Source organism: Streptomyces mauvecolor, from assembly GCF_039532965.1.
Classification (GTDB): Bacteria; Actinomycetota; Actinomycetes; order Streptomycetales; family Streptomycetaceae; genus Streptomyces; species Streptomyces violascens.
In genome coordinates this window covers 365631-385672 of record NZ_BAAASQ010000023.1, presented here as the reverse complement: position 1 = coordinate 385672, position 20042 = coordinate 365631, and the positions used below count along the sequence as shown (strand labels likewise).

At 69.1% G+C, this 20042-nt stretch carries 21 protein-coding genes and 1 riboswitch; of the genes, 13 read left to right on the top strand and 8 right to left on the bottom strand.

Annotated elements, in window-relative coordinates; all coding sequences use genetic code 11:
* Positions 1 to 84: 84 nt before the first annotated feature.
* A complete protein-coding gene (gene bcp / locus ABD346_RS29285) occupies positions 85 to 552 on the bottom strand; it encodes a thioredoxin-dependent thiol peroxidase (protein WP_189966275.1) in 468 nt (155 codons plus the stop codon).
* A gap of 135 nt (positions 553 to 687) precedes the next feature.
* Between bcp and ABD346_RS29280 the strand changes: the two genes are divergently transcribed.
* The 3 genes from ABD346_RS29280 to ABD346_RS29270 all read left to right on the top strand — a co-directional run bounded on the left by ABD346_RS29280 (position 688) and on the right by ABD346_RS29270 (position 1851).
* The gene (locus tag ABD346_RS29280; protein WP_344378971.1) at positions 688 to 1008 is read left to right on the top strand and encodes a DUF3618 domain-containing protein; all 321 of its coding nucleotides are present in this window, start codon (positions 688 to 690) and stop codon (positions 1006 to 1008) included.
* A 43-nt stretch (positions 1009 to 1051) separates the two neighbouring features.
* Positions 1052 to 1384: a GroES family chaperonin gene (locus ABD346_RS29275; RefSeq protein ID WP_053729492.1), complete on the top strand. Its 333-nt coding sequence runs from the start codon at positions 1052 to 1054 to the stop codon at positions 1382 to 1384.
* Between the two features lie 48 nt (positions 1385 to 1432).
* A riboswitch (guanidine-III (ykkC-III) riboswitch) is annotated at positions 1433 to 1497 on the top strand.
* Between the two features lie 33 nt (positions 1498 to 1530).
* Complete coding sequence (locus tag ABD346_RS29270; RefSeq protein ID WP_053729493.1) at positions 1531 to 1851, top strand: DMT family transporter; 321 nt, start codon at positions 1531 to 1533, stop codon at positions 1849 to 1851.
* A 37-nt stretch (positions 1852 to 1888) separates the two neighbouring features.
* Here ABD346_RS29270 and ABD346_RS29265 read toward each other — a convergent pair whose 3' ends face one another.
* On the bottom strand, positions 1889 to 4411 hold the full coding sequence (locus ABD346_RS29265) for a transglycosylase domain-containing protein (protein ID WP_344378968.1): 2523 nt from the start codon (positions 4409 to 4411) through the stop codon (positions 1889 to 1891).
* Positions 4412 to 4572: 161 nt separating this feature from the next.
* On the opposite strand from ABD346_RS29265, the gene ABD346_RS29260 reads away from it, so the two are divergent.
* From ABD346_RS29260 to ABD346_RS29245, 4 genes are read left to right on the top strand one after another with little or no spacing between them, the layout of a single operon-like run.
* Entirely contained in the window at positions 4573 to 5373 is an 801-nt protein-coding gene (locus tag ABD346_RS29260) for an ABC transporter permease (RefSeq protein WP_344378967.1), read from the top strand.
* A gap of 49 nt (positions 5374 to 5422) precedes the next feature.
* Positions 5423 to 6199, top strand: a complete 777-nt coding sequence (locus ABD346_RS29255; RefSeq protein WP_344379130.1) for an ABC transporter permease — start codon at positions 5423 to 5425, stop codon at positions 6197 to 6199.
* Between the two features lies 1 nt (position 6200).
* Positions 6201 to 7163: an ABC transporter ATP-binding protein gene (locus ABD346_RS29250; protein ID WP_344378965.1), complete on the top strand. Its 963-nt coding sequence runs from the start codon at positions 6201 to 6203 to the stop codon at positions 7161 to 7163.
* A 43-nt stretch (positions 7164 to 7206) separates the two neighbouring features.
* Positions 7207 to 7863, top strand: coding sequence for a DUF1707 SHOCT-like domain-containing protein (locus ABD346_RS29245; RefSeq protein ID WP_344379129.1), 657 nt, complete (start codon positions 7207 to 7209; stop codon positions 7861 to 7863).
* A 362-nt stretch (positions 7864 to 8225) separates the two neighbouring features.
* Here the strand turns inward: ABD346_RS29245 and ABD346_RS29240 are convergent, their stop codons facing one another.
* On the bottom strand, positions 8226 to 9455 hold the full coding sequence (locus ABD346_RS29240; RefSeq protein ID WP_344378964.1) for a GDSL-type esterase/lipase family protein: 1230 nt from the start codon (positions 9453 to 9455) through the stop codon (positions 8226 to 8228).
* Between the two features lie 179 nt (positions 9456 to 9634).
* Between ABD346_RS29240 and ABD346_RS29235 the strand changes: the two genes are divergently transcribed.
* Positions 9635 to 10975, top strand: coding sequence for a DUF445 domain-containing protein (locus ABD346_RS29235; RefSeq protein WP_344378962.1), 1341 nt, complete (start codon positions 9635 to 9637; stop codon positions 10973 to 10975).
* Positions 10976 to 11188: 213 nt separating this feature from the next.
* On the opposite strand, the gene ABD346_RS29230 is transcribed toward ABD346_RS29235, so the two are convergent.
* The 3 genes from ABD346_RS29230 to ABD346_RS29220 all read right to left on the bottom strand — a co-directional run bounded on the left by ABD346_RS29230 (position 11189) and on the right by ABD346_RS29220 (position 12666).
* Positions 11189 to 11494: a hypothetical protein gene (locus ABD346_RS29230; RefSeq protein ID WP_344378961.1), complete on the bottom strand. Its 306-nt coding sequence runs from the start codon at positions 11492 to 11494 to the stop codon at positions 11189 to 11191.
* Between the two features lie 114 nt (positions 11495 to 11608).
* Entirely contained in the window at positions 11609 to 11821 is a 213-nt protein-coding gene (locus tag ABD346_RS29225) for a DUF397 domain-containing protein (RefSeq protein WP_344378959.1), read from the bottom strand.
* On the bottom strand, positions 11818 to 12666 hold the full coding sequence (locus ABD346_RS29220) for a helix-turn-helix domain-containing protein (protein ID WP_344379128.1): 849 nt from the start codon (positions 12664 to 12666) through the stop codon (positions 11818 to 11820). The genes ABD346_RS29225 and ABD346_RS29220 overlap by 4 nt, the downstream gene beginning before the upstream one ends.
* A 235-nt stretch (positions 12667 to 12901) precedes the next feature.
* On the opposite strand from ABD346_RS29220, the gene ABD346_RS29215 reads away from it, so the two are divergent.
* The gene (locus ABD346_RS29215; protein WP_344379127.1) at positions 12902 to 13534 is read left to right on the top strand and encodes an ATP-binding protein; all 633 of its coding nucleotides are present in this window, start codon (positions 12902 to 12904) and stop codon (positions 13532 to 13534) included.
* A 219-nt stretch (positions 13535 to 13753) separates the two neighbouring features.
* The gene (locus tag ABD346_RS29210) at positions 13754 to 14860 is read left to right on the top strand and encodes an MrcB family domain-containing protein (protein ID WP_344378958.1); all 1107 of its coding nucleotides are present in this window, start codon (positions 13754 to 13756) and stop codon (positions 14858 to 14860) included.
* Between the two features lie 54 nt (positions 14861 to 14914).
* On the opposite strand, the gene ABD346_RS29205 is transcribed toward ABD346_RS29210, so the two are convergent.
* Positions 14915 to 15928 (bottom strand): SEC-C metal-binding domain-containing protein, encoded by a 1014-nt coding sequence (locus ABD346_RS29205; protein WP_344378957.1) that lies wholly within the window; start codon positions 15926 to 15928, stop codon positions 14915 to 14917.
* A 137-nt stretch (positions 15929 to 16065) separates the two neighbouring features.
* On the opposite strand from ABD346_RS29205, the gene ABD346_RS29200 reads away from it, so the two are divergent.
* From ABD346_RS29200 to ABD346_RS29190, 3 genes are read left to right on the top strand one after another with little or no spacing between them, the layout of a single operon-like run.
* Positions 16066 to 16833 carry a class E sortase gene (locus ABD346_RS29200; RefSeq protein ID WP_344379125.1) on the top strand — a complete coding sequence of 256 codons (768 nt, stop codon included), beginning with the start codon at positions 16066 to 16068 and terminating at the stop codon, positions 16831 to 16833.
* A 9-nt stretch (positions 16834 to 16842) separates the two neighbouring features.
* Positions 16843 to 17043 (top strand): DUF3311 domain-containing protein, encoded by a 201-nt coding sequence (locus ABD346_RS29195; RefSeq protein WP_344378956.1) that lies wholly within the window; start codon positions 16843 to 16845, stop codon positions 17041 to 17043.
* Positions 17040 to 18536 (top strand): sodium:solute symporter family protein, encoded by a 1497-nt coding sequence (locus ABD346_RS29190; RefSeq protein ID WP_344378955.1) that lies wholly within the window; start codon positions 17040 to 17042, stop codon positions 18534 to 18536. Before ABD346_RS29195 ends, ABD346_RS29190 begins: the two co-directional genes overlap by 4 nt.
* 52 nt (positions 18537 to 18588) lie before the next feature.
* Here the strand turns inward: ABD346_RS29190 and ABD346_RS29185 are convergent, their stop codons facing one another.
* Positions 18589 to 19956 carry an MFS transporter gene (locus ABD346_RS29185; RefSeq protein ID WP_344378954.1) on the bottom strand — a complete coding sequence of 456 codons (1368 nt, stop codon included), beginning with the start codon at positions 19954 to 19956 and terminating at the stop codon, positions 18589 to 18591.
* Positions 19957 to 20042: the final 86 nt, after the last annotated feature.

Below are 20042 nucleotides of genomic sequence, written 5' to 3'. Positions count from 1 at the left end.
ATCCGCATTCCGGACAGTCACACCCGGAATGCGGAACGGCCCGCCCCGCTTAAGGAGGCGGGGCCGTCCCCGGCGCGGGTGGGGTCAGATGCCGAGGTCCTTGATGATCTTGGCTACGTGGCCCGTCGCCTTCACGTTGTACAGGGCCCGCTCCACCTTCCCCGCCTCGTCCACGACCACCGTCGAGCGGATGACGCCCGTCACCGTCTTGCCGTACAGCTTCTTCTCGCCGTACGCCCCGTACGCCTCCAGGACCTCCTTCGAGGGGTCGCCGACCAGCGTGACCTTCAGGGACTCCTTCTCGCGGAACTTCGCCAGCTTCTCCGGCTTGTCGGGGGAGACGCCGATGACGTCGTACCCGGCGCCCGCGAGCAGCTCCAGGTTGTCCGTGAAGTCGCAGGCCTGCTTGGTGCAGCCGGGTGTCAGGGCGGCCGGGTAGAAGTAGACGATGACCTTGCGGCCCTTGTGTGCGGCGAGCGAGACCTCGTTGCCGTCGGCGTCGGGCAGGGTGAAGGCGGGGGCGGTGTCGCCGGGCTGAAGTCGCTCGCTCATGGGTTTCCTCCGGGGAAGGCCGAGGGTGTGGCGTACACCAACAGAGCCTAATGGGGGCCTGTGACAGTGCATCGGCGACGGAGCTGACAGACTGTGGATGACGGATGACCCCATACGACCACCGGAGGCGGCGCAGTGTCGGATGCCAGGACCCCTGCGCAGATCGAGGCGGACATCAGGAGCCGGCGGGACCAGCTCGCGGTGACCCTCGACGAGATCGGGGTGCGGCTGCACCCGTCCACGATCGTCGGCGACGCGAAGGCCAGGTTCGCCTCGGCCGTGGACCACACGGCGGGCCGGGCGTATGTGGCGGTGAACCGTACGGTGAACGATGTGAAGGCGCAGTTCGTGTCCGAGGACGGGGCGCCCCGCGTGGAGCGGATCGTGCCGGTCGCGCTGGTCGCGGTGGGCCTGGTGGGGCTGCTCGCGCTGTCGGCGAAGAAGCGGCGGGCCTGACCCTTCTGCGTACGTCCGGCGCCGGGGCGGGTAGGTTCGACCCGTGAGCGAGAACACCCACGACAAGCTGCCCATCCGGATGCTGCACGACCGTGTGCTGGTCCGGTCAGACTCCCCCGAGGGCGAGCGGCGTTCGGGCGGCGGCATCCTCATTCCGGCGACCGCCGCCGTAGGCAAACGGCTCGCCTGGGCCGAGGTGGTGGCGGTCGGCCAGAACGTGCGCACCGTCGAGCCGGGCGACCGGGTCCTGTACGACCCGGAGGACCGTGCCGAGGTCGAGGTGCGGGGCGTGGCGTATGTGCTGATGCGCGAGCGCGATCTGCACGCCGTCGCCTCCGAGCGGGTGTCGGTGGATGCCACCGGGCTGTATCTGTAACCCCTGGTTCAAGGGCTGGTGACCGTCGTCACCAGCCCTTTTGTATGCCTTTTGCTACTGTGGTGGGACCCCGACGAGACGCGTCGTACCGGGTCAGGACAAGACGACGCACCCCGTATGTGTTCGCGTCTTTCGGAGGTGCCGTCATGGCATGGGTCCTGCTCGTCGTCGCCGGTCTGCTCGAAGTGGGCTGGTCGATCGGGATGAAGTACACCGACGGTTTCACCCGGCTCGTGCCCAGTGTGCTGACCGGCGCGGGGATCGTCGCTTCGATGCTGCTGCTCTCGCAGGCCGCCAAGACGCTGCCCATCGGTACGGCGTACGGCGTGTGGGTCGGGATCGGTGCGGCCGGTGCGGCGGTGCTCGGCATGGTGGTGCTCGGTGAGCCGGCCACCGCTGCCCGGATCTTCTTCGTGTGTCTGCTGCTCGTCGCGGTGGTGGGGCTGAAGGCGACGAGCGGCCACTAGGCGCTCGGGTCCTACGGCCCCGAAAGCCGTGTGGGCCTCACGGGCTTCTCGATCCCCGCGGCCGGTCGGCGGCGCCCGTGGTCGTGCCGGCCGTTCCCGTGGTCGTGCCGCTGTTGTCGGTGCCTCCGGTGTTGGTGCCTCCGTCGGTGGTGCCGCCCTGGGTCTGGCCTTGGGTCTGCCCCTGGGTCTGGCCCTGGGTCTGGCCCTGTGTCGATCCTTGGTTCTGCCCCTGGGTCTGGCCCTGGGTCTGCCCTTGTGTCGATCCTTGGGTCTGGCCCGTGGTTTGACCCTGGGTCTGGCCTTGGGTTTGGCCCTGGGTCTGGCCCTGCGTCGATCCTTGGGTCTGGCCCTGGGTCTGCCCCTGCGTCTGGCCCTCGGTCTGGCCTTGGGTCTGGCCTTGGGTGCGGCCGGGGGGCTCGGACTGGGACGGGTTCGGGGGTGGTGGCGGTTCGACCGGGACGCTCGCGCCGTCCTGGAGTTCCAGGTCGAAGTCCTTGGGGTCGCTGCCCTGGAGGGCGCCCTTGGTGTATTGGGCCCAGATCTGGGCGGGTGGCCCGCCGCCGTTCATGCGGGGGAAGCCGAGTGCCCCGTACAGCGGCTGCTGGACGGCCGTTTCGGGGTCGGCGCCCATCAGTGCGACGACGGTGGCGAGGTCCGGGGTGTAGCCGGCGAACCAGGCGGCCTTGTCCTGTTCGGCGGTGCCGGTCTTGCCGGCGGCGGGCCGGCCCGAGGCCTGGGCCGCTGTGCCCGTGCCGCCTTCGACGACGCTCTGCAGCATCGATGTCGTGGTGTCGGCGGCCTCGCGGCTGACGGCCTGCGTGGTGTCCTGTGAGGGCAGGTCGGTCTTCGTGCCGTCCTTGGTGACGGATTCGACCATCGTGTACGTGCCGTGGCGGCCGTGGCCGGCGAGCGTGGCGTACGCCTGTGTCATGTCCAGGACGCTGGCGGTCGCGGTGCCGAGCGCGATGGAGGGGCCGTTGGGCATGTCCGGGGTGCCGGCGGGGATGCCGAGGTCGATCGCGGTCTGCCTGACCTTGGAGGGGCCGACGTCGACGGCCATCTGCGCGTACACCGCGTTGACGGACTTGTCGGTGGCGGTGCGCACGGTGATCTGCCCGTACGAGGTGTCGTCCTCGTTGGCGGGGTTGTACGGCGTGCCTTTCCAGCCCTGCACGTAGCGCTTGTTGGTGCCGTCGTAGACGGTGTTCGGGGTGATGGGGCGCCCGTCCTGGGTGGTCGAGTCGTTGACGACGGCCGAGGTGAAGACGAACGGCTTGAAGGTGGAGCCGACTTGGAAGTCGTGCCGGGTCGCGTTGTTGACGTACTGCTTGGTGTAGTCGATGCCTCCGTACATCGCGAGGACCTTGCCGGTCGACGGGTCGATGGAGGCGCCGCCGACGCGGACGTTGCGGTCGGCCTTGCGGTCGGGGCTGAGCTTGGAGTTGACCTTGTCGTCGACGGCTTTGACGAAGGCGTCCTGCTTGTCCTTCTCGATGGTGGTGGTGATGCGGTAGCCGCCGGTCGCGAGGGTGTTCTCCTCGATGATCTTGTTGCTGGTGAGGTAGTCCTTGACGGCTTCGACGAGGTAGCCGCGCTGGCCCGCGAGTCCGGCGCGCGGCTTGACCTTTCCGGGGACGGGGAAGGTGGTCGCGGCCCGCTCGGGGGCGCTGAGCCACTTCTTCTTGACCATGCCGTCGAGCACGTAGTTCCAGCGGGCCAGCGCGCGCGGCTTGTTCTCGGGGTGGGCGATCACGTCGTACGCGCTGGGGGAGTTGAGCAGGGAGGCGAGGTAGGCGCCCTCGGCGGTGGTGAGCTTCTCGACGTCCTTGCTGTAGTACGCCTGGGAGGCGGCCTGGATGCCGTAGGCGTTGCGGCCGAAGTAGCTGGTGTTCAGATACCCGGCGAGAATGTCTTCCTTGGTCTCCTCGCGATTGAGTTTGATCGCGATGAAGAATTCCTTCACCTTGCGGGTGACCGTCTGCTCCTGGCCCAGGTAGTAGTTCTTGACGTACTGCTGGGTGATGGTGGAGCCGCCCTGGGTGCCCTTGCCGGTGAGGGTGTTCCAGGCGGCGCGCACCATCGCCTTGGGGTCGACGGCCCGCTCGGAGTAGAAGTCCCGGTCCTCGGCGGCCAGTACGGCGCGCTGCACGGTGAGCGGGACCTGGGAGAGCTGTACGTTCTCGCGGTTGATCTCCCCGTCCGAGGCGAGCTGGGTGCCGTCGGCGTACAGGAAGACGTTGGACTGGGCGGTGGCCCCGGCGTTGGCGGCCGGGATCGACACGAGCGTGTAGCCGGCGATGAAGGCGCCGATGAGCAGCAGGGCGAAGAGCAGGACGATGCCGAGCACGATGCGCCAGCGGGGGACGAAGCGGCGCCATCCGGTCCGCTTGGGGCGCTTGTTCTTGCCCTTGCCCTTGCCCTCGCCGTTGTCCTTGCCGCTGCCGCCCGCCGCGGCGGTGGGTACCGGTCCGGGTCCTTCGGCGGCGGGATCCCGGCGCGTCCACTTCTGCGGCGCCTCGTGTCCGGGCTTCGGGGGCTCCGGCTGCTCGTCGTCGCTCATGTCTCTCCGGCCGTTGCATCTCGGGTCGTTTGCGAAATGTATGGGGTGATATGCGGTGTAAGGACATCTTGCATGCCGCACCGCGGAAATTCCGTCGCGAAGGGCCGTGGGGCTGGGCTAGGCTCCTGCGCTTTGGTGTCCATGGCGGTGGGGGGGCGTTTGTGCGGCTGTACGGAGTCGTGGCCGCGGGTGGGTTCCGGCGCTATACGACGTACCGGGTCGCCACCGCGGCCGGGGTGTTCACCAACACGGTCTTCGGCGTGATCGTGGCTTACACCTATATAGCCCTGTGGGACCAGCGCCCCAACCTCGGAGGCTACGACCAGTCCCAGGCGCTCACCTATGTGTGGATCAGCCAGGCCATGCTGATGACGGTCAACCTGTTCGGCGGTGGCTTCGCGGACGAACTCGTCGAACGCATCCGTACGGGTGACATTGCGATCGACCTCTACCGTCCGGCCGACCTCCAGCTGTGGTGGCTGTCCGCCGATCTGGGCCGGGCGCTGTTCCACTTCCTGGGGCGCGGGGTGGTCCCGCTGGCCTTCGGCGCGCTGTTCTTCGACCTCGCGCTGCCCGCGGACCCGCTGACCTGGCTGGCCTTCCTCCTCGCGGTGCTGCTCGGCGTGGTGGTGAGCTTCGCGCTGCGCTTCCTGGTGGCGCTCTCGGCCTTCTGGCTGCTGGACGGGGCCGGCGTCGCCTCGCTCGTCTCGATCGCGGGCCTGTTCTTCTCCGGGATGCTGCTGCCGCTCAACGCCTTCCCCGGTCTGCTCGGCGAGGTGGCCCGCGCGCTGCCGTGGTCCTCGCTGCTCCAGATCCCGGCGGACGTCCTGATGGGCCGGCACCGGGGCTGGGGCCTGCTCGGTGCGTACGGTTTCCAGCTCGGCTGGGCGGCGGTGCTGCTCGGGGCGGGCCGGCTGCTCCAGTCCGCGGCGGTACGGAGGGTGGTGGTGCAGGGTGGCTGAGACGGTGACCGAGCGGCGGCCGGCGCCGGGTGTGTGGGCTACGTACAGGATGATCGCCGGAATGTGGATCCGCTCCACACTCGCCTATCGGGCGTCGTTTGTGATGATGCTGGTCGGGAACTTCCTGGTGACCGCGTTCGACTTCGTCGTGATCGCCCTGATGTTCTCGCAGGTCCGCTCGCTCGGCGGGTACTCCTTCGCCGAAGTGGCGTTCCTGTACGGGACGTCGACGACGGCATTCGGGCTCGCGAACGCGGTGCTCGGCTCGATCGACAAGCTGGGTGCGCGCATCCGCGACGGCACGCTCGACACGCTGCTTGTGCGCCCGGCGCCGGTGCTCGCGCAGGTCGCCGCCGACCGCTTCGGCCTCCAGCGCCTGGGCCGGCTCCTGCAAGGCGTCCTGGTTCTGACGGGTTCGCTGCTGTCCCTGCATGTCCACTGGACGGTGCTGAAGGTGCTCCTGGTGCCGGTGATGCTGCTCAGCGGCACCGCGATCTTCTGCGCGGTGTTCGTGGCGGGCGCGGCCTTCCAGTTCTGGGCGCAGGACGCGGCGGAGGTGCAGAGCGCGTTCACGTACGGCGGCCAGACGCTGCTCCAGTACCCGCCGACGGTGTTCGCCAAGGACATGGTGCGTGGCGTCACCTTCGTCCTGCCCCTGGCCTTCGTGAACTGGCTGCCCGCGCTGTACGTCCTGGGCCGCCCGTACCCCCTGGCCCTGCCTGCCTGGCTCGCCTTCACGCCCCCGCTGGTGGCGGCCGCCTGCCTGACGCTGGCGGGCCAGGCGTGGCGGGTGGGAATCCGTTCGTACCGCAGCACGGGGAGTTGAAGTGAGCGATTTGATCGAACTCGACGGCGTGGAGAAGGTTTTCGAAGTACGGCGTAAGACGGGCCGCCTGCGTCGCGAGAAGCGTGAGGTCAGGGCGGTGGACGGGATCAGTTTCCGGGTGCCGCGGGGTGAGATGGTCGGCTACATCGGCCCGAACGGCGCCGGAAAGTCGACGACGATCAAGATGCTGACGGGCATCCTGACCCCGAGCGCGGGCCGCCTCAGGGTGGCGGGCCTGGACCCGTCCCGGGAGCGTACGAAACTGGCGCAGCGCATCGGCGTGGTCTTCGGCCAACGCACCACTCTCTGGTGGGACTTGCCGCTGTACGACTCGTACAAGCTGGCTCACCGCATGTACCGCATCCCGGATGCCCGCTTCCGCGAAAACCTGGACAGATGCGTCGAACTCCTGGACCTGTCAAGCCTGTTGGACGTACCGGTTCGCCAACTCTCCCTGGGCCAGCGCATGCGAGGCGACATCGCGGCAGCACTCCTCCACGACCCGGACGTCCTGTACCTGGACGAGCCGACGATCGGCCTGGACGTCATCAGCAAGGCAAAAGTCCGGCAATTTCTGCGCGACCTGAACGCGGAACGCGCCACCACGATCCTGCTCACCACACACGACCTGACCGACATCGAGCAGCTCTGCAAGCGGGTGATGGTCATCGACCACGGGCGCCTGATGTACGACGGCGCGCTCGCCGGGCTGCACGAGGCGGGCGAGAGCGAACGCACCCTGGTGGTCGACCTGGAGCGCGAACTCCCGCCGGTACGGGCGGAGGGAGCCCGTGTGGTGAAGGTCGAGGGTCCCCGCCAGTGGCTGGCCTTCCCGGCTTCGGCGTCGGCGGCGCCGTTGGTGGCGCACATCGCTCAGGCGTACCCGTTGGCGGACCTGTCGGTGCGCGAACCGGACATCGAGGCAGTGATCGCGAGAATGTACGAGGACCGCACCCTTCACTAGGCTTCGAGGCATGACGAGTGAACCAACGGGCGGGCTGCCTGAGATGCGGGCTTCGGATGCCGAGCGGGAGCGGATCGCGGAGACGCTGAGGGACGCGGTGGCCGAGGGCCGGCTCGACATGGAGGAGTTCGAGCAGCGCCTGGAGGCGGCCTACAAGGCGCGTACGCACGGGGAGTTGGAGCCGCTCGTCCGCGACCTGCCCGCGCCGGGCACGGCGGGTCCGGCGGCCCCGGTGGCCCGCCGCACGGAGGACGAGACCGAGGTCCACTGGCCCTCCCGCATCGGCCACCCGCCCACCTCCAAAGGAGGCTTCGCCCTGTGGGGCGGCTTCCATCGCAAGGGCAACTGGACGGTGGCGAAGAAGTTCACCGCGTTCGCGATGTGGGGCGGCGGCGACATCGACCTGCGCGAGGCCCGCTTCGAGGACCGCGAGACGGTGATCCGCCTCTTCACGATCATGGGCGGCATCGGCGTGACGGTCCCGCCGGAGCTGAACGTCCAGGTGAAGGGCTTCGGAATCATGGGCGGGGTGGGCGGCAGCAAGGCCAACGGCGAGGGCACACCGGGCTCGCCCCACGTCACGATCGTGGCGTTCGCCCTGATGGGCGGGGTCGGGGTGGACCGGAAGCTGCGGAGGGTGCACAAGGAGCGGCTGAGGCTGGAGAAGCGGGAGGAGAAGGGGCGGAAGGAGCTGGGCTGAGGCCGCCGATCCGCCGGGCCGGGCGCCCGTGCCGGATTGCCCCCGGGCCCGTGTGTCCTCAACTCCCTGCGGATCGGACCCTGTTGAGCGGGGCCAGGTGGCGGGGCGGGGTGTGCGCGCCGGCCCAGCACCGGCACGTCCAGCCTGTCCGGCGTTTGAGGACGAGGGCCTTTAAGGCGCGAACGGGGTCTGGGGCAGAGCCCCAGGAACGCCCGGGCCGCACTGACGAACTCCCCGGAGGGTCTCGGGAAGGGGCGGGGTGGGGAATGTTCCGCCGTAGGCGCCCACCCACCCCGCGCCGAGCGCCCGAGCGCGCCTCGCACCGAGCCGCCCGCCCTCACTTACCCGCGCCCAGCCCCACCTCACAGCACCCCCAAATCCACCCCCCGCCCCATCGCCAGATACCCCGCGTCGGAGGGATGCAGACGATCCCCGGAGTCGTACGGCCCCCACAACGCCATCGGCGCGTACGGATCCCGAAGCACCCGGTCTATGTCGACGACCCCGTCGTAAACCCCACCGCCACGAATCGTGGAATTCACGAACCCCCGCACCCGCTGAACCGAACCCGTACACCCCCGAACCCCGCCGCACGGCGAAAGCGTCGTGCCCAGGACCCGCACCCCCCGCGCATGCCCCGCCCGCACCAACTCCCGCATCCCCGCAAGCAGCGCACCCGCATCCCGCTCCCCGCCGAGCAGGTCGTTGATCCCGAGCTCGACCACGACCGTTCGGACCCCGGCCCGCGCAAGGGCATCCCGCTGAAAGCGCTCGACCCCGCTGGGCCCGGCGAAGCGTGCGAGCAGCGCGTTCCCGCCGATCCCGGCGTTGAGCACGGCCCGCGGCGCGGAACCGCTGTCCGGAGAGAGCGCGGCGTGCGGCCCCCGCAGCCGCCCGGCCAGCACATCCGTCCACCTCCGGTCGGCCCCCGGTGTGGACCCGACGCCCTCGGTTATGGAGTCCCCGAACACGACGACGCTGCCGGCCGTGGCCCCCGCCGCCCCCTGGACATCGAGGGCGGTGACATATCGCCAAGCGCCGGTGACCTGTGCAAACTCCCGGGGATCGGCAGCGCGGTCGACGTCCCCCCGGGCCACGAACGAGGTCTGCTGAGCCCCGGGATGCCAGGTCACGGGGCCGGCCGCGTACACGGTCACGTACACATCGCCGGAAGTGGGCACCTCGAAGGCGAGCGGGTCGCTGACGACCTCCGAGCCGGGCGGGACGGAGACCCGCGCGAGCCCGCGGAAGGTCAGCGTCCGCATGGTCCGCGCGGGGTCGGCCGCGGTGGCGAGCGTGGTGTGGCGCAGGTCGAGCGGGGCGTGCCCGAACAGATTGGAGACGGTGACGCGGGCCCGGCTCCCGCCGAGCGAGGTGTGCACGACATTGCGTACGGTCCGCCCCGCGCCGCCCCCGGGCTCGACGCCGACGGGAGCGGCGTACCAGGTCCCGGCCCAGTCACCGTCGTCGGAGCCGGCCCCGGCCCCGGCGCGCCCGGGCACGACCACGGCGTAGACGGTGGCGGCGAGCAGCACCACCACCGCGAGCAGGGCAAGCCGCCCGGCATGCGACCGAAGCGTCCGCATGGACATGATCCGAATGTACGGAGCGAAGGCCCGGGGGGCCACGCGAACGAGTGGTCGTACGGGTGCACGGGAACTCGGCGTGCGCGCCGTAAGTACTTCATGTAGAGGTCGTACGCGCGCGATCGATCGATCGTGGCCGTACGAGACCGATCGGGGTCGTGCACAGGCACGGACGGGTGGAGCGAATGGAACGCAGGAGATCGGGGCCCGACGCCGAGGTGGCGGTCGAGGCGGACACGGCCGCGCGTACGCCCCGCTCGTCCCCGTTCGCCTACACGGCGGCGGACGAGGAGAAGCGCCGGGGCGTGCGCCGCATGAAGGCGACGGCGACGGGCCTGCTGCTCCTGGTCGCGGTGGTCTTCGGCCTCGCGACCTGGGCGGACCGCTCGGGAGCGGGCGCCTGGGCGGGGTACGTCGCGGCGGCGGCCGAGGCGGGCATGGTGGGTGCGCTTGCGGACTGGTTCGCGGTGACGGCGCTGTTCCGCCGCCCGCTGGGCCTGCCGATCCCGCACACGGCGATCATCCAGAACAAGAAGGACCAGTTCGGCGCCACACTGGGCTCGTTCGTGGGCGAGAACTTCCTGTCGACGGCCGTCGTACGCACCCGCCTCCAGGCCCTGGGCATCGGCCGGCGCCTGGGCACCTGGCTCGCGGAGCCCGATCACGCGGAGCGGGTCACATCGGAGCTGGCCACGGCCCTGCGCGGCGCGCTGACGGTGCTCAGGGACTCCGACGTCCAGGCGGTGGTGGGCGAGGCGATCACGCGCCGGGCGGACGCGGCGGAGATCGCGCCGGGCCTGGGCAAGGCGCTGGAGAAGATCGTCGCGGACGGCAGCCACCGCAAGGCCGTGGACCTGGTGTGCGTACGGGCCCACGACTGGCTGGTGCTGCACGGGGACTCGGTGATGGACGCGGTGCAGGGCGGCGCCCCCGGCTGGACGCCGCGCTTCGTGGACCGCAAGGTGGGGGAGCGTGTCTACAAGGAGCTGCTGCGCTTCATAACCGAGATGCGCGACATGCCGGCCCACCCGGCGCGCGGCGCCCTGGACCGCTTCCTGGCGGACTTCGCGGCCGACCTCCAGTCGGACTCCGAGACCCGGACCAGGGTGGAGCGCTTCAAGTCGGAGATACTGGCCCGCCCCGAGGTCCAGGACATCATCGCCTCGGCTTGGTCCTCCGTCCGGTCGATGATCATCGCGGCGGCGGAGGACGACCACAGCGAGCTGCGCCTGCGCGCCAGGGCGTCCCTGCTCTCCCTGGGCACCCGCCTGTCCACGGACGACCGCCTCCAGTCCAAGGTGGACGGCTGGCTGGAGGACGCGGCGGCGTACGTGGTCTCGACGTACCGAGCGGAGATCACCTCACTGATCACCGACACGGTGGCATCGTGGGACGCGAACGACACGTCCCGCAAGATCGAGGCGAACATCGGCCGCGACCTGCAGTTCATCCGCATCAACGGCACGGTGGTCGGAGCCCTGGCGGGGCTCCTGATCTATACGGTGTCGCACGCGCTGGGAGGGTAGGGGGCGCTGGCAGGGTTCCTGTTTCCTGTCGGAACCCTGGGGATCTCTGGAATCTCCGGGGTCCCTGGAATCCATCGGGCGCATGACCGCCAGGCCTGTCCCTGCCGTACGGCCATGCGCCCGACCACCGTGGGGAGTTGCCCCTAGGTACGGATGCGGGGCGGACTCTGCTCAACGGACCGGGAGATTTCTCCCCGGCTTTCTTCCGCTCGCTTACTCGGCGACGTTACGAGTAACAGCCCAGGAGGCGACGGCAACGGCCCCGGCCACGCCGAACACGGAGGGCCAGGCGCCGACCTTCTTGGCCAGCGGGTGGGACCCGGCGAAGGCGGCGACGTAGGCGGTGGTGAGCCCGACGGCAGCCTTCGTCCCGGCCGCCTGCTGCCACTGCCGAGCCGCGACGGCCCCAGCCGCAGCAAGCGCGACCCCACCGAGCGGCCGCTTCTTGGTCCACCGGGCAACCCCATAACCCCCGATGAGCCCGCCGGCAGCGATTGCAGTTGCGGGAACCTTTGCCATGGTTTGCCTCCTGGAGTGCGGTTTCCTTGAGGCTAACGCGCACACCCTGCGGGGCTTCTAGGGGGTCTGGGGGTGTGCGGGGTGGTGAGGAGCCCCGCGTGCCGAAGCCCTGCCTTAGCTGAGCTGCTCTGCCCGTACGGCATCCACAAATGCACCCCAGGCGCCATGGCGGAACATCAGCCGGGGCCCCTCGGCCCACTTCGAGTCACGTACGGCACAGCTCGCACCGAAGCCGAAGGACGCCTCAACGCACTCGCCTCCCGACCCATTGCTGTAGCTGCTCCTGAACCATCCGTCGGCGCTGCACGGGCGGGGCTTGGTGTTCATCGGGAGTGCTCCTCCATCGCGCTTCTCATGAGGTGCGTCGAGCGGGACGGGCTCAACGCGAGGGCCCGAAGGTTGTCGAAGGCCTTGGTGTACTGCGCTACATCATGCAGCGTGTCCAGGTACGTGGCATCGGTCATGCCATCGCGATACACGAGGTCGGGATCTTCCTGCTCGGGAAATCCGAGGATGGTGAAGGCGCCCGTGGCTGGATAGGTCCCGGCAGTGAAGGGGAGGACCTGAAGCGTTACGTTCGGCAAAGCGCTTACGACCAGCATGCGTTCGAGCTGATCACACATCAGCTTGATGTCGCCGACGACGTGACGCAGTACGGCCTCATGGACGATGAACCACGCATCCGGCGCGCCCTCCTGCGTGAGCAGGGACTGCCGCTCCATGCGCACCGTTACGGCTCGTTCCAGATCCTCGGGCGTCATCTGGTTGGTCGCACGGTGTAGTTCTGCTGCGTATTCGGCGGTCTGCATCAGCCCGGGCACGAACTCGCACTGGTACTGCCGCAGATCCGAAGCCGCCTGCTCGAAGCCGACGTACCCAGCGAACCAAGGCGGAACCCCCGTGCCGTGCGCCTGCCACCAGCCGCGGACCTTCGAGTCCTTGGCCAGCGCCATAAGGAGTTCACGCAGTTCCTCGGAGGTGGAGTAGAACCTGCACAGGGCATCGACATCCGAGGGCTGAACGCGCCCGTTGCCCGTCTCAAGCCGGTTCACCTTGGAGCCGCTCCAGTGCAGAGCCTCGCCGATCTGGTTGCAGGTCAGGCCACTCTCCTCGCGGAGCTTCTTGAGTTCGATCGCCAACCGGCGGCGGCGAGCAGTGGGCGAACCAGCTATCTCAACTCCTAGGTGCTTAGGGGAAGTTCCATCCCATCGGAAGTCCAGCGGATCGCCAATCACTCGATGGAGCGAATCCCTGTGTGCACATTGCATGGCGGGATGGGCAGTGCGATCGTCTCACTCGGAGTTACGGATGGCGACGTTGGTCATGAGCCATCCATTGGGGCGTCGATCTTGCGGCGTCGTCGGGTCAGGGAGGTAGGCGGGCGTGATCTTCTACGACAGTGAATGCATGCGGCGGAAGCCGTGGGATCTCCCTTTCAGTGCGGAGCCCTGCGAAGTCGCCGGACTGCGAAGGGTGTTGAGCCTGCACCTGTCCCTGTGGGGGCTGCCGGATGTGGTCGAAGCTGCCCAGATGTGTGTCACGGAGTTGGTTACCAACGTCATCAACCACGTCGGTGTAGGGACGCCCACGACTCTGGCTGTCTCCATGAGCGATACGCGCCTGCGCATCGAGATCCATGATCCGGATACGCGGGCACTTCCCACGCTCCTCGCCGCCCAGGAAGCGAGCGAGGGCGGCCGGGGCCTGGCCATTGTCGATGCCCTCGCGCTCTGTTGGGGTGTGATCCTGCGCGCGGACTCCAAGGTGGTGTGGTGTGAGCTGGCCACGGACCTGGCGACCACGGGTGGGCATGTGGGGGGACCCAGGGTTGCGCGGGCAGAGCAGTGCCTCTCGCGGTACGACTCGGTACGTCAGGTGCGCTCAAGTGGCCTCGGTCGGCTCAGCGTTGCGGTGGCGGAGGAGGCTGCCATCGGCCTGATCGTTGATCTCCTGCACTGGCTGCGAGCCCATGGCTGTGACGCGGATGACGCTCTGGTTCGCGCACAGGTGCACTTCGAGGCGGACGCGCCGGGCAGCTAAGTGGTGGTTGCTTTGGTTGAACTCGCGGGGGCGGTCGGGGCTTTGTCTTCTTGCTCCCTGCGGTATGCCGTGGGCATGAAGTACGCGAGTGGTGACGGGTTGACTGCCAGGGCAGGTGCGCTGCCAACTCTCCTTGCGTTCCCTCGGCATTGAGAAGCGGGTGGCCGTTGGTGATCAATATCGAACACAGGGCCTCGGGCTCTCGACTAGATTTAGCGAATGGGGATACGCGAACTGCTCAGTGAGGTTGCGAACAAGTACGACCGACGCGCGGGGTCGCGCAGGGAGGTTCCTGGGCAACGGGTGCTCCGGGAGGTCGCCAAGCGGACTGACTTGCTCCTTCCACCAGGGTTCGCCGCAGAAGGCCACGGCGGGCAGACCACCCCTGCGGCTACTCCCTGGATCGGGCTGTTTGATTCACGGGGTAACAGCGATCCGAAGCGGGGCCTGTATTTGGCGTACATCTTCAGCGCGGACTTGAGGGACGTGGCCCTGACCTTGCAGCAGGGCATCACTTCGCTGGAGAAGCGCCTAGGCAAGGGTCGGGCGCGTGAGGAGCATCTGCGACGCCATGCCTCGCGACTTCGACGGGCGGTGGCGACCCAGCGGCGGCAGGGATGGGTAGATGAGCCTTCTCTCCGTGACGGAAGTACCAGACCGAGGGCGTACGAGGCCGCTAGCGTCATCGCACGGACCTACGCGACGGATCAGCTGCCTGACGAAGTCGTTCTGCAGGGGGATTTGATGCACGCCGTCGACCTTCTTCGAAGTGCGGAGTTGGCCAACGAAGCGTGGTGGTTCGGGGACAGTAGCCAGACTCTTGAAGTTGGCTACGAGGCATCTAGCCACGATGGCAACAATGATCCGTTGGCTGGGTTCAAGCCGAAGGACAGTTCTGACTACGTAGCCAACATCAAGGCCAAGCAGCAGGTGAAGCGTCGGAGCCACGAAAGACTCATTGAGGACTTCGCCATCCACTCCGCGTCGTGCGGGTATGCCGCGAAGACGGATGGTCAGCACCCCAAAGACCTCGTTCTCTCACGTCATGGGGCGGAGGCTGAGGGTGCTGACGAGTGGTTGGTCGAGGCGAAGATTGTCCGGAACGGCAACCCTACGGAAGCCGTCCGGCAAGCGGTTGGGCAACTCTACGAGTACAGGTATTTCTTGTATCCGCAACAGCGGAGTCCTCACCTCATTGGTCTCTTCTCGGAGGAGATAGGGGTGTACTCGGGATATCTGGAGGATCACGGCATCGCCTCTGTCTGGCAGACCAGCGAGGCGTGGGGTGGGTCTCCACTGGCCCGCGAGTGGGGACTGGCTAGGTAGCTGGCAGCCAGCCCAGCGGCCGGTGGTCTGGGCTCACCGGCCGCACCAGGGTCTTTAGCCAGCCCCGTGGCAGTCCCCATAGTTGACCCCCGACCCGCACCAGCAGTCCGCCCCCCTGCCCGGCGGCCACGCCACTGCTCGGCCGCGGGCTGCCAGCGTCGTCGCGTACTGGGGGAGGAGGTCCGCGTTCGCCGGGGAGGAGGATTCCGAGGCGGCGAAGGCCTCGTAGGAGGGGACCGTGGCTGTCACGATGCCCAGGTTCGGGGTGCCGGCTGCTGCCAGTTCACGCAGGGACGCCTCGATGTCCAGCAAGTGGGCCGCGTGCGTGGGGTATTCGGACTGGAGCTCCGGGTACGCCGTCAGGAGTTCGTCCAGTTCCGGTTCCGGCCAGTGCAGGACGGCTACCGGGAACGGGCGGGACAGGGCTGCCCGGTAGCTGCCCAACTCCGCGCGCAAGCGGGCAAGTTCCGCTTGGAGCTCGGCCGGGTCCTCCGAGCCCAGCGACCACAGGCGCTTCGGGTCGTGGAGTTCGTCCAGGGTGATCGGCGCCGTGTGCAGCTCGTCCGCCAGGGTGTCCCATGTGTCGTGCGCGAGCGCGAGCAGGCGGCGTACTCGGTGGCGGGTCGTCAGCAGTGATTGCGTGCTGTAGGGGATGCCTGTTACGTCCACCACCTCCTCGCCGACTCCCAGCATGGTCAGCGCTGTTGTCAACGAGGCGTGGGCCAGGTCCAGTTCGTCGTGGGCCTCCAGCGTCTCGGCGACGATCTCCCACGCCGCCGGGTCCAGCGGGGCCGCCGCCCGGATGCCCTCGATGATGGCGCGGGCCTCCGGCTCGTGGCCGTACTCCCACAGGTTCGCGGCCTTGAACGCCTTCACCAGGTGGGGGTGATCCACCTTCGAGGCCAGCAGACGGTCGTAGAGCGTGGTCGCCTTCGGGCGGTCGCCGGCGAGTTCCAGGTGGGCCGCGGCCTGCAGGAGCAGGGGCTCGTGGTCCTCCGGGTACTGCGCCGCGGTGCGCAGCAGACGCTCGGCTTCGGCAGTGTGATCGGCAGGCGTGTCGGGGCGCATGAGGGACACCGTACTGCTGTACGGGGGCCCGGCGGAGGGCGCTTCCGGCCCTGGTGGGTGGAGTTTGTGCCGTTGAAGGCCTGGTGAGTTGTGGTGGCGGCACCTACTCTGCGCCCGTGCGCACAGGGATACCGGTGATGGTGCAGGGCGGACGCGCCCGGCGGGCCTGGGCGGCCCGGGGGCTGTGGGCCGGGGCCGAGCTCGCCGTAACGTTCGGGCTGCTCGTGCTGCTGCTGGTCGCGCACCAGCTCTGGTGGACCAACCGGGAGGCCCGCGCCGAGGCCGGGCGCACGGTCCATTCCCTGGAGCGGGAGTGGGGAGCATCCCCGGCATCCCCTCGTCCGGCCCCTTCGAGCTCGACGCCGGACGAGCAGGTCGCCGTCGGGGACGACCCCGGCGCCCCTCACCCCTCCGGGGGTAAGGCCGTCTCCGGTGCGAAGATCACCCCGCACGGTGACCAGGCGTACGCCGTCATCCGGATTCCCCGGATCGGGGTCACCGCGCCCGTCGCCCAGGGGATCAGCAAGGCCGGTGTGCTCGACAAGGGGTACGTCGGGCACTACGTGCAGAGCGCCCAGCCGGGGCAGGTCGGCAACTTCGCGCTCGCCGGGCATCGAAACACCCACGGGGAGCCCTTTCGCTACATCAATGAGTTGAGGGCGGGTGACCAGGTGATTGTTGAGACTCGGGATAGCGTTTTTACGTATGTTGTCGACTCTGTGCTGCCCCAGACTTCCGCTCGCGACAGCGGGACCATAGCCGCCGTTCCCCGTAGTGACGTCAAGCCCTCGTACGGGTACAGCGCGCCCGGGCACTACATCACGCTCACCACCTGCACGCCCGAGTTCACCTCCACCTACCGGCTTGTTGTGTGGGGCAAGTTGCGGGCGAGCCGTCCGCGCTAGCGTTCGGACATGCGTCGTCGTCGATCTCATGTGCTCTGGCTGGGGGTGCCCTACCTGCTGTACCTCGGGGCGCTGCCCTTCGTGAACAAGGTGCGGCCCGTGGTCTTCGGGCTGCCCTTCCTCTTCCTCTGGCTGCTGATCGCGACGCTGGTCACCCCACTCGCCATCTGGCTCACCTGGAGGGGCGACAAGAGGGGGAGCGCCCGATGAGCAACGCCGGTGTCGCCACTTCCATCTTCGGTGGCTTCATGGTTGCCACCGTCGCCCTCGGGCTCTTCGCGGTCCGCGGGCGTGGGGGCGGCGGGGGCGGGCTCGCCGAGTGGTCCGTCGGTGGGCGGAGCCTCGGGACAGGGTTCATCTGGCTGCTCATGGCGGGCGAGAGCTACACCAGTTTCAGCTATCTGGGTGCCGCGGGCTGGGGCTACAACTACGGCGCCCCGGTTCTGTATGTGGTCGCCTACCTGTCGTGCGGCTATGCCGTGGGATATGTGGTCGGGCCCATGTTGTGGGACTACGCGAGGAAGCACGGGCTTGTGGGGATCACCGACATGGTGGCTCACCGGTACGGGCGGCCCTGGGTCGGTGCGCTCGTCGCGCTGCTCGCCACCGTCTTCCTGCTGCCGTACATCCAGTTGCAGATCACCGGCATGGGCGTGGTCGTCTCGACCATGTCCTACGGTGCTGTCTCGCTCAACTGGGCCTATTTCATCGCCTTCGCCGTGACCACCGGGTTCGTGGTGGTCAGCGGGCTGCGCGGCAGTGCCTGGGTGTCCGTGCTCAAGGACGTGCTCGTCATCGCGACCCTGGCCTTCCTCGCGATCTATGTGCCGCTGCACTACTTCGGCGGGTACGGGGACTTCCTCGACCGGGTCGTGAGCGAGAAGAGCGACTGGCTCACGTTGCCGGGACACGGCGGAGCCTTCGGGGAGGCGTGGTTCGCCACCACGTCTGTTCTCAATTCCCTCACGGTTGCTATTTTTCCGACCACGGTGGCCGGGTATCTCGGGGCGCGCAGTGCCGATGCCCTGCGGCGCAACGCCATGCTGCTGCCCGCCTACAACGTGCTGCTCTTCGTGCCCATGCTGCTCGGCATGGCGGCGGTCTTCGTCGTGCCGGGGCTTGCCGGGGCCGACTCCAACCTGGCGCTGTTCAAGCTGGTCGTCGACTCGCTGCCCGCCTGGACCGTCGGGGTCGTCGGGGTGGCCGCGGCGCTCTCCTCGATCGTGCCGATGGCGGTGTTCATGCTGGTCATCGGCACGATGTGGGGGCGCAGTGTGCTCTCGCTCGTGCCCCGGCTCCGGGAGCGGCAGAAGGGCGCATCGCAGGTCGTGGTGGTCGTCGCGGGCGCGCTCGCCCTGCTCATGACGTACACCGCGCCCAACACCCTCGTACGGCTCTCGCTGATCTCGTACGAGGGGATGGCACAGCTTCTGCCGATGCTGCTTCTGGGGCTTTTGTGGCGGAAGTTGACTCTGGTGGGCGGGCTCGCGGGGCTTGCGGTCGGGGTCGGGACGGTGTGCGGGTTCGTGTTCACCGATCACGATCCGGTGTGGGGAGTCAACGCCGGGATCATCGCGCTCGGCCTCAACCTCCTTGTGGCGCTTGCCCTTTCGTACCTCGGTCCGAAGGGGGCGCCGGTCGAGGGCGACGTGCTGGCTCGCGATCCGATCCTCGACGAGGAGCCCGCGACGGTACGGGCGTGAAGCCCGCGACCGTACGGACGTGAAGCCCGCCTCCCTGCGGGCATGAGCGGTCTCAGTGCCGTGAGCGCAGGGCCGTCGTCAGCGCGGCCGCGGCCACCGCCAGGGCCGCCGACACCGCGATCACCGTGTCCGGGCCCGCCGGCGCCACCGCGATCGTGAGGGCGACGCCCGCCGACGAGCCGATGTAGCGGGCCGTGTTGTTGGCGCCCGAGCCCATCGCCGCGCGGTCGGCCGGAACCGACTCGACGGCGAGGCGGGGGAGCGCGGCGTTCAGGAGGCCGCTGCCGATGCCCGCGACGAGGAGGCCGGGGAGCAGGCGGAGCAGCGGGCCGGAGGCGAGGGCGCCGAGCATGGCGAGGACTCCGGCCGCGTGCAGGACGAAGCCGATGGCGAGCTGGTGGCGGGCGGCGACCTTGCCCGCCAGGCGCCTGGCCTGGAGCGCCACCACGAACGCGGTGCCGGACCACAGGACGAACAACCAGGCCGTGTTCATCGGCGAGACGCCGAGCAGCCGGCTGAGCAGGGCGGGCAGATAGCTGAAGAAGCCGATCACCGAGAGGCCGGTGAACAGGGCGCCCGCGGAGGACGCCAGGAACTCGGGACGGCGGAACAGCGCCAGGTCGATCATGGGGGTGGTGGCGCGGCGCTCCACGTGCACGAAGGCGGCCGTCAGGGCGGCGGCGGCGAGCAGCAGGGCGAGCACGGAGGGGCGCAGCCAGCCGTCGCGGCCCAGGGTCAGCGCGCCGATCAGGGTGGTGAACGCGAGGCCCAGCGTGAGCGCGGCCGGGACGTCCGGGCGGCCGCCGCGCGGGGCCCGCGACTCGGTCAGGGCGCGCAGCGCGAACCCGGCGGTGACCAGCGCCGGGACGGCCAGGACCCCGTACACCAGACGCCAGTCGAGGGTGGCGAGGCAGCCGGCGAGGAGGGGGCCGAGGGCTATGCCGCCGCTGACGAAGGCGCCCCACACTCCGGTGGCGCGGATACGTGCGGGGCCCACAGGGAAAGCCGCGACCAGCAGGCCCAGGCTGCTCGCGAGGATGGCGGCGGACGCCATGCCCTGGGCGACGCGGGCGAGGGTGAAGGTCAGGGTGGTGGGCGCGAGCGCGCCGAGCGCCATGGTGAGGCCGAGGGCGAGGGTGCCGGCGAGGAAGACCCGGCGGCGGCCGTGGTCGTCGGCGAGGCTGCCCGCGATCAGGAGGAGTGCGGCGAGGCCGAGCGGTGCGCCGTTGAGCAGCCAGGCCTGGGCGGAGAGCGCGGTGTGGAAGGACGCGGTCATGCCGGGCAGCGTGAGCATCGGGGCGGTGTAGTTCATCAGCGCGACGGCGGTGGCGGCGCTGGTCACGGCGAGCGTGGCGCCGGGCCGGCCGCCGGTCCCGGGGGCCTGGGCGGGCGTCGTGGCGGTGCGTACTGCCTGCGTCATGGCTTCCCTCGGGGCGAGTCGGAGACCTTGTCCATGGCTGGTTCAGTGAATGAACCTTCGCTGTGTCCGACCTTAGCATCGAAGGT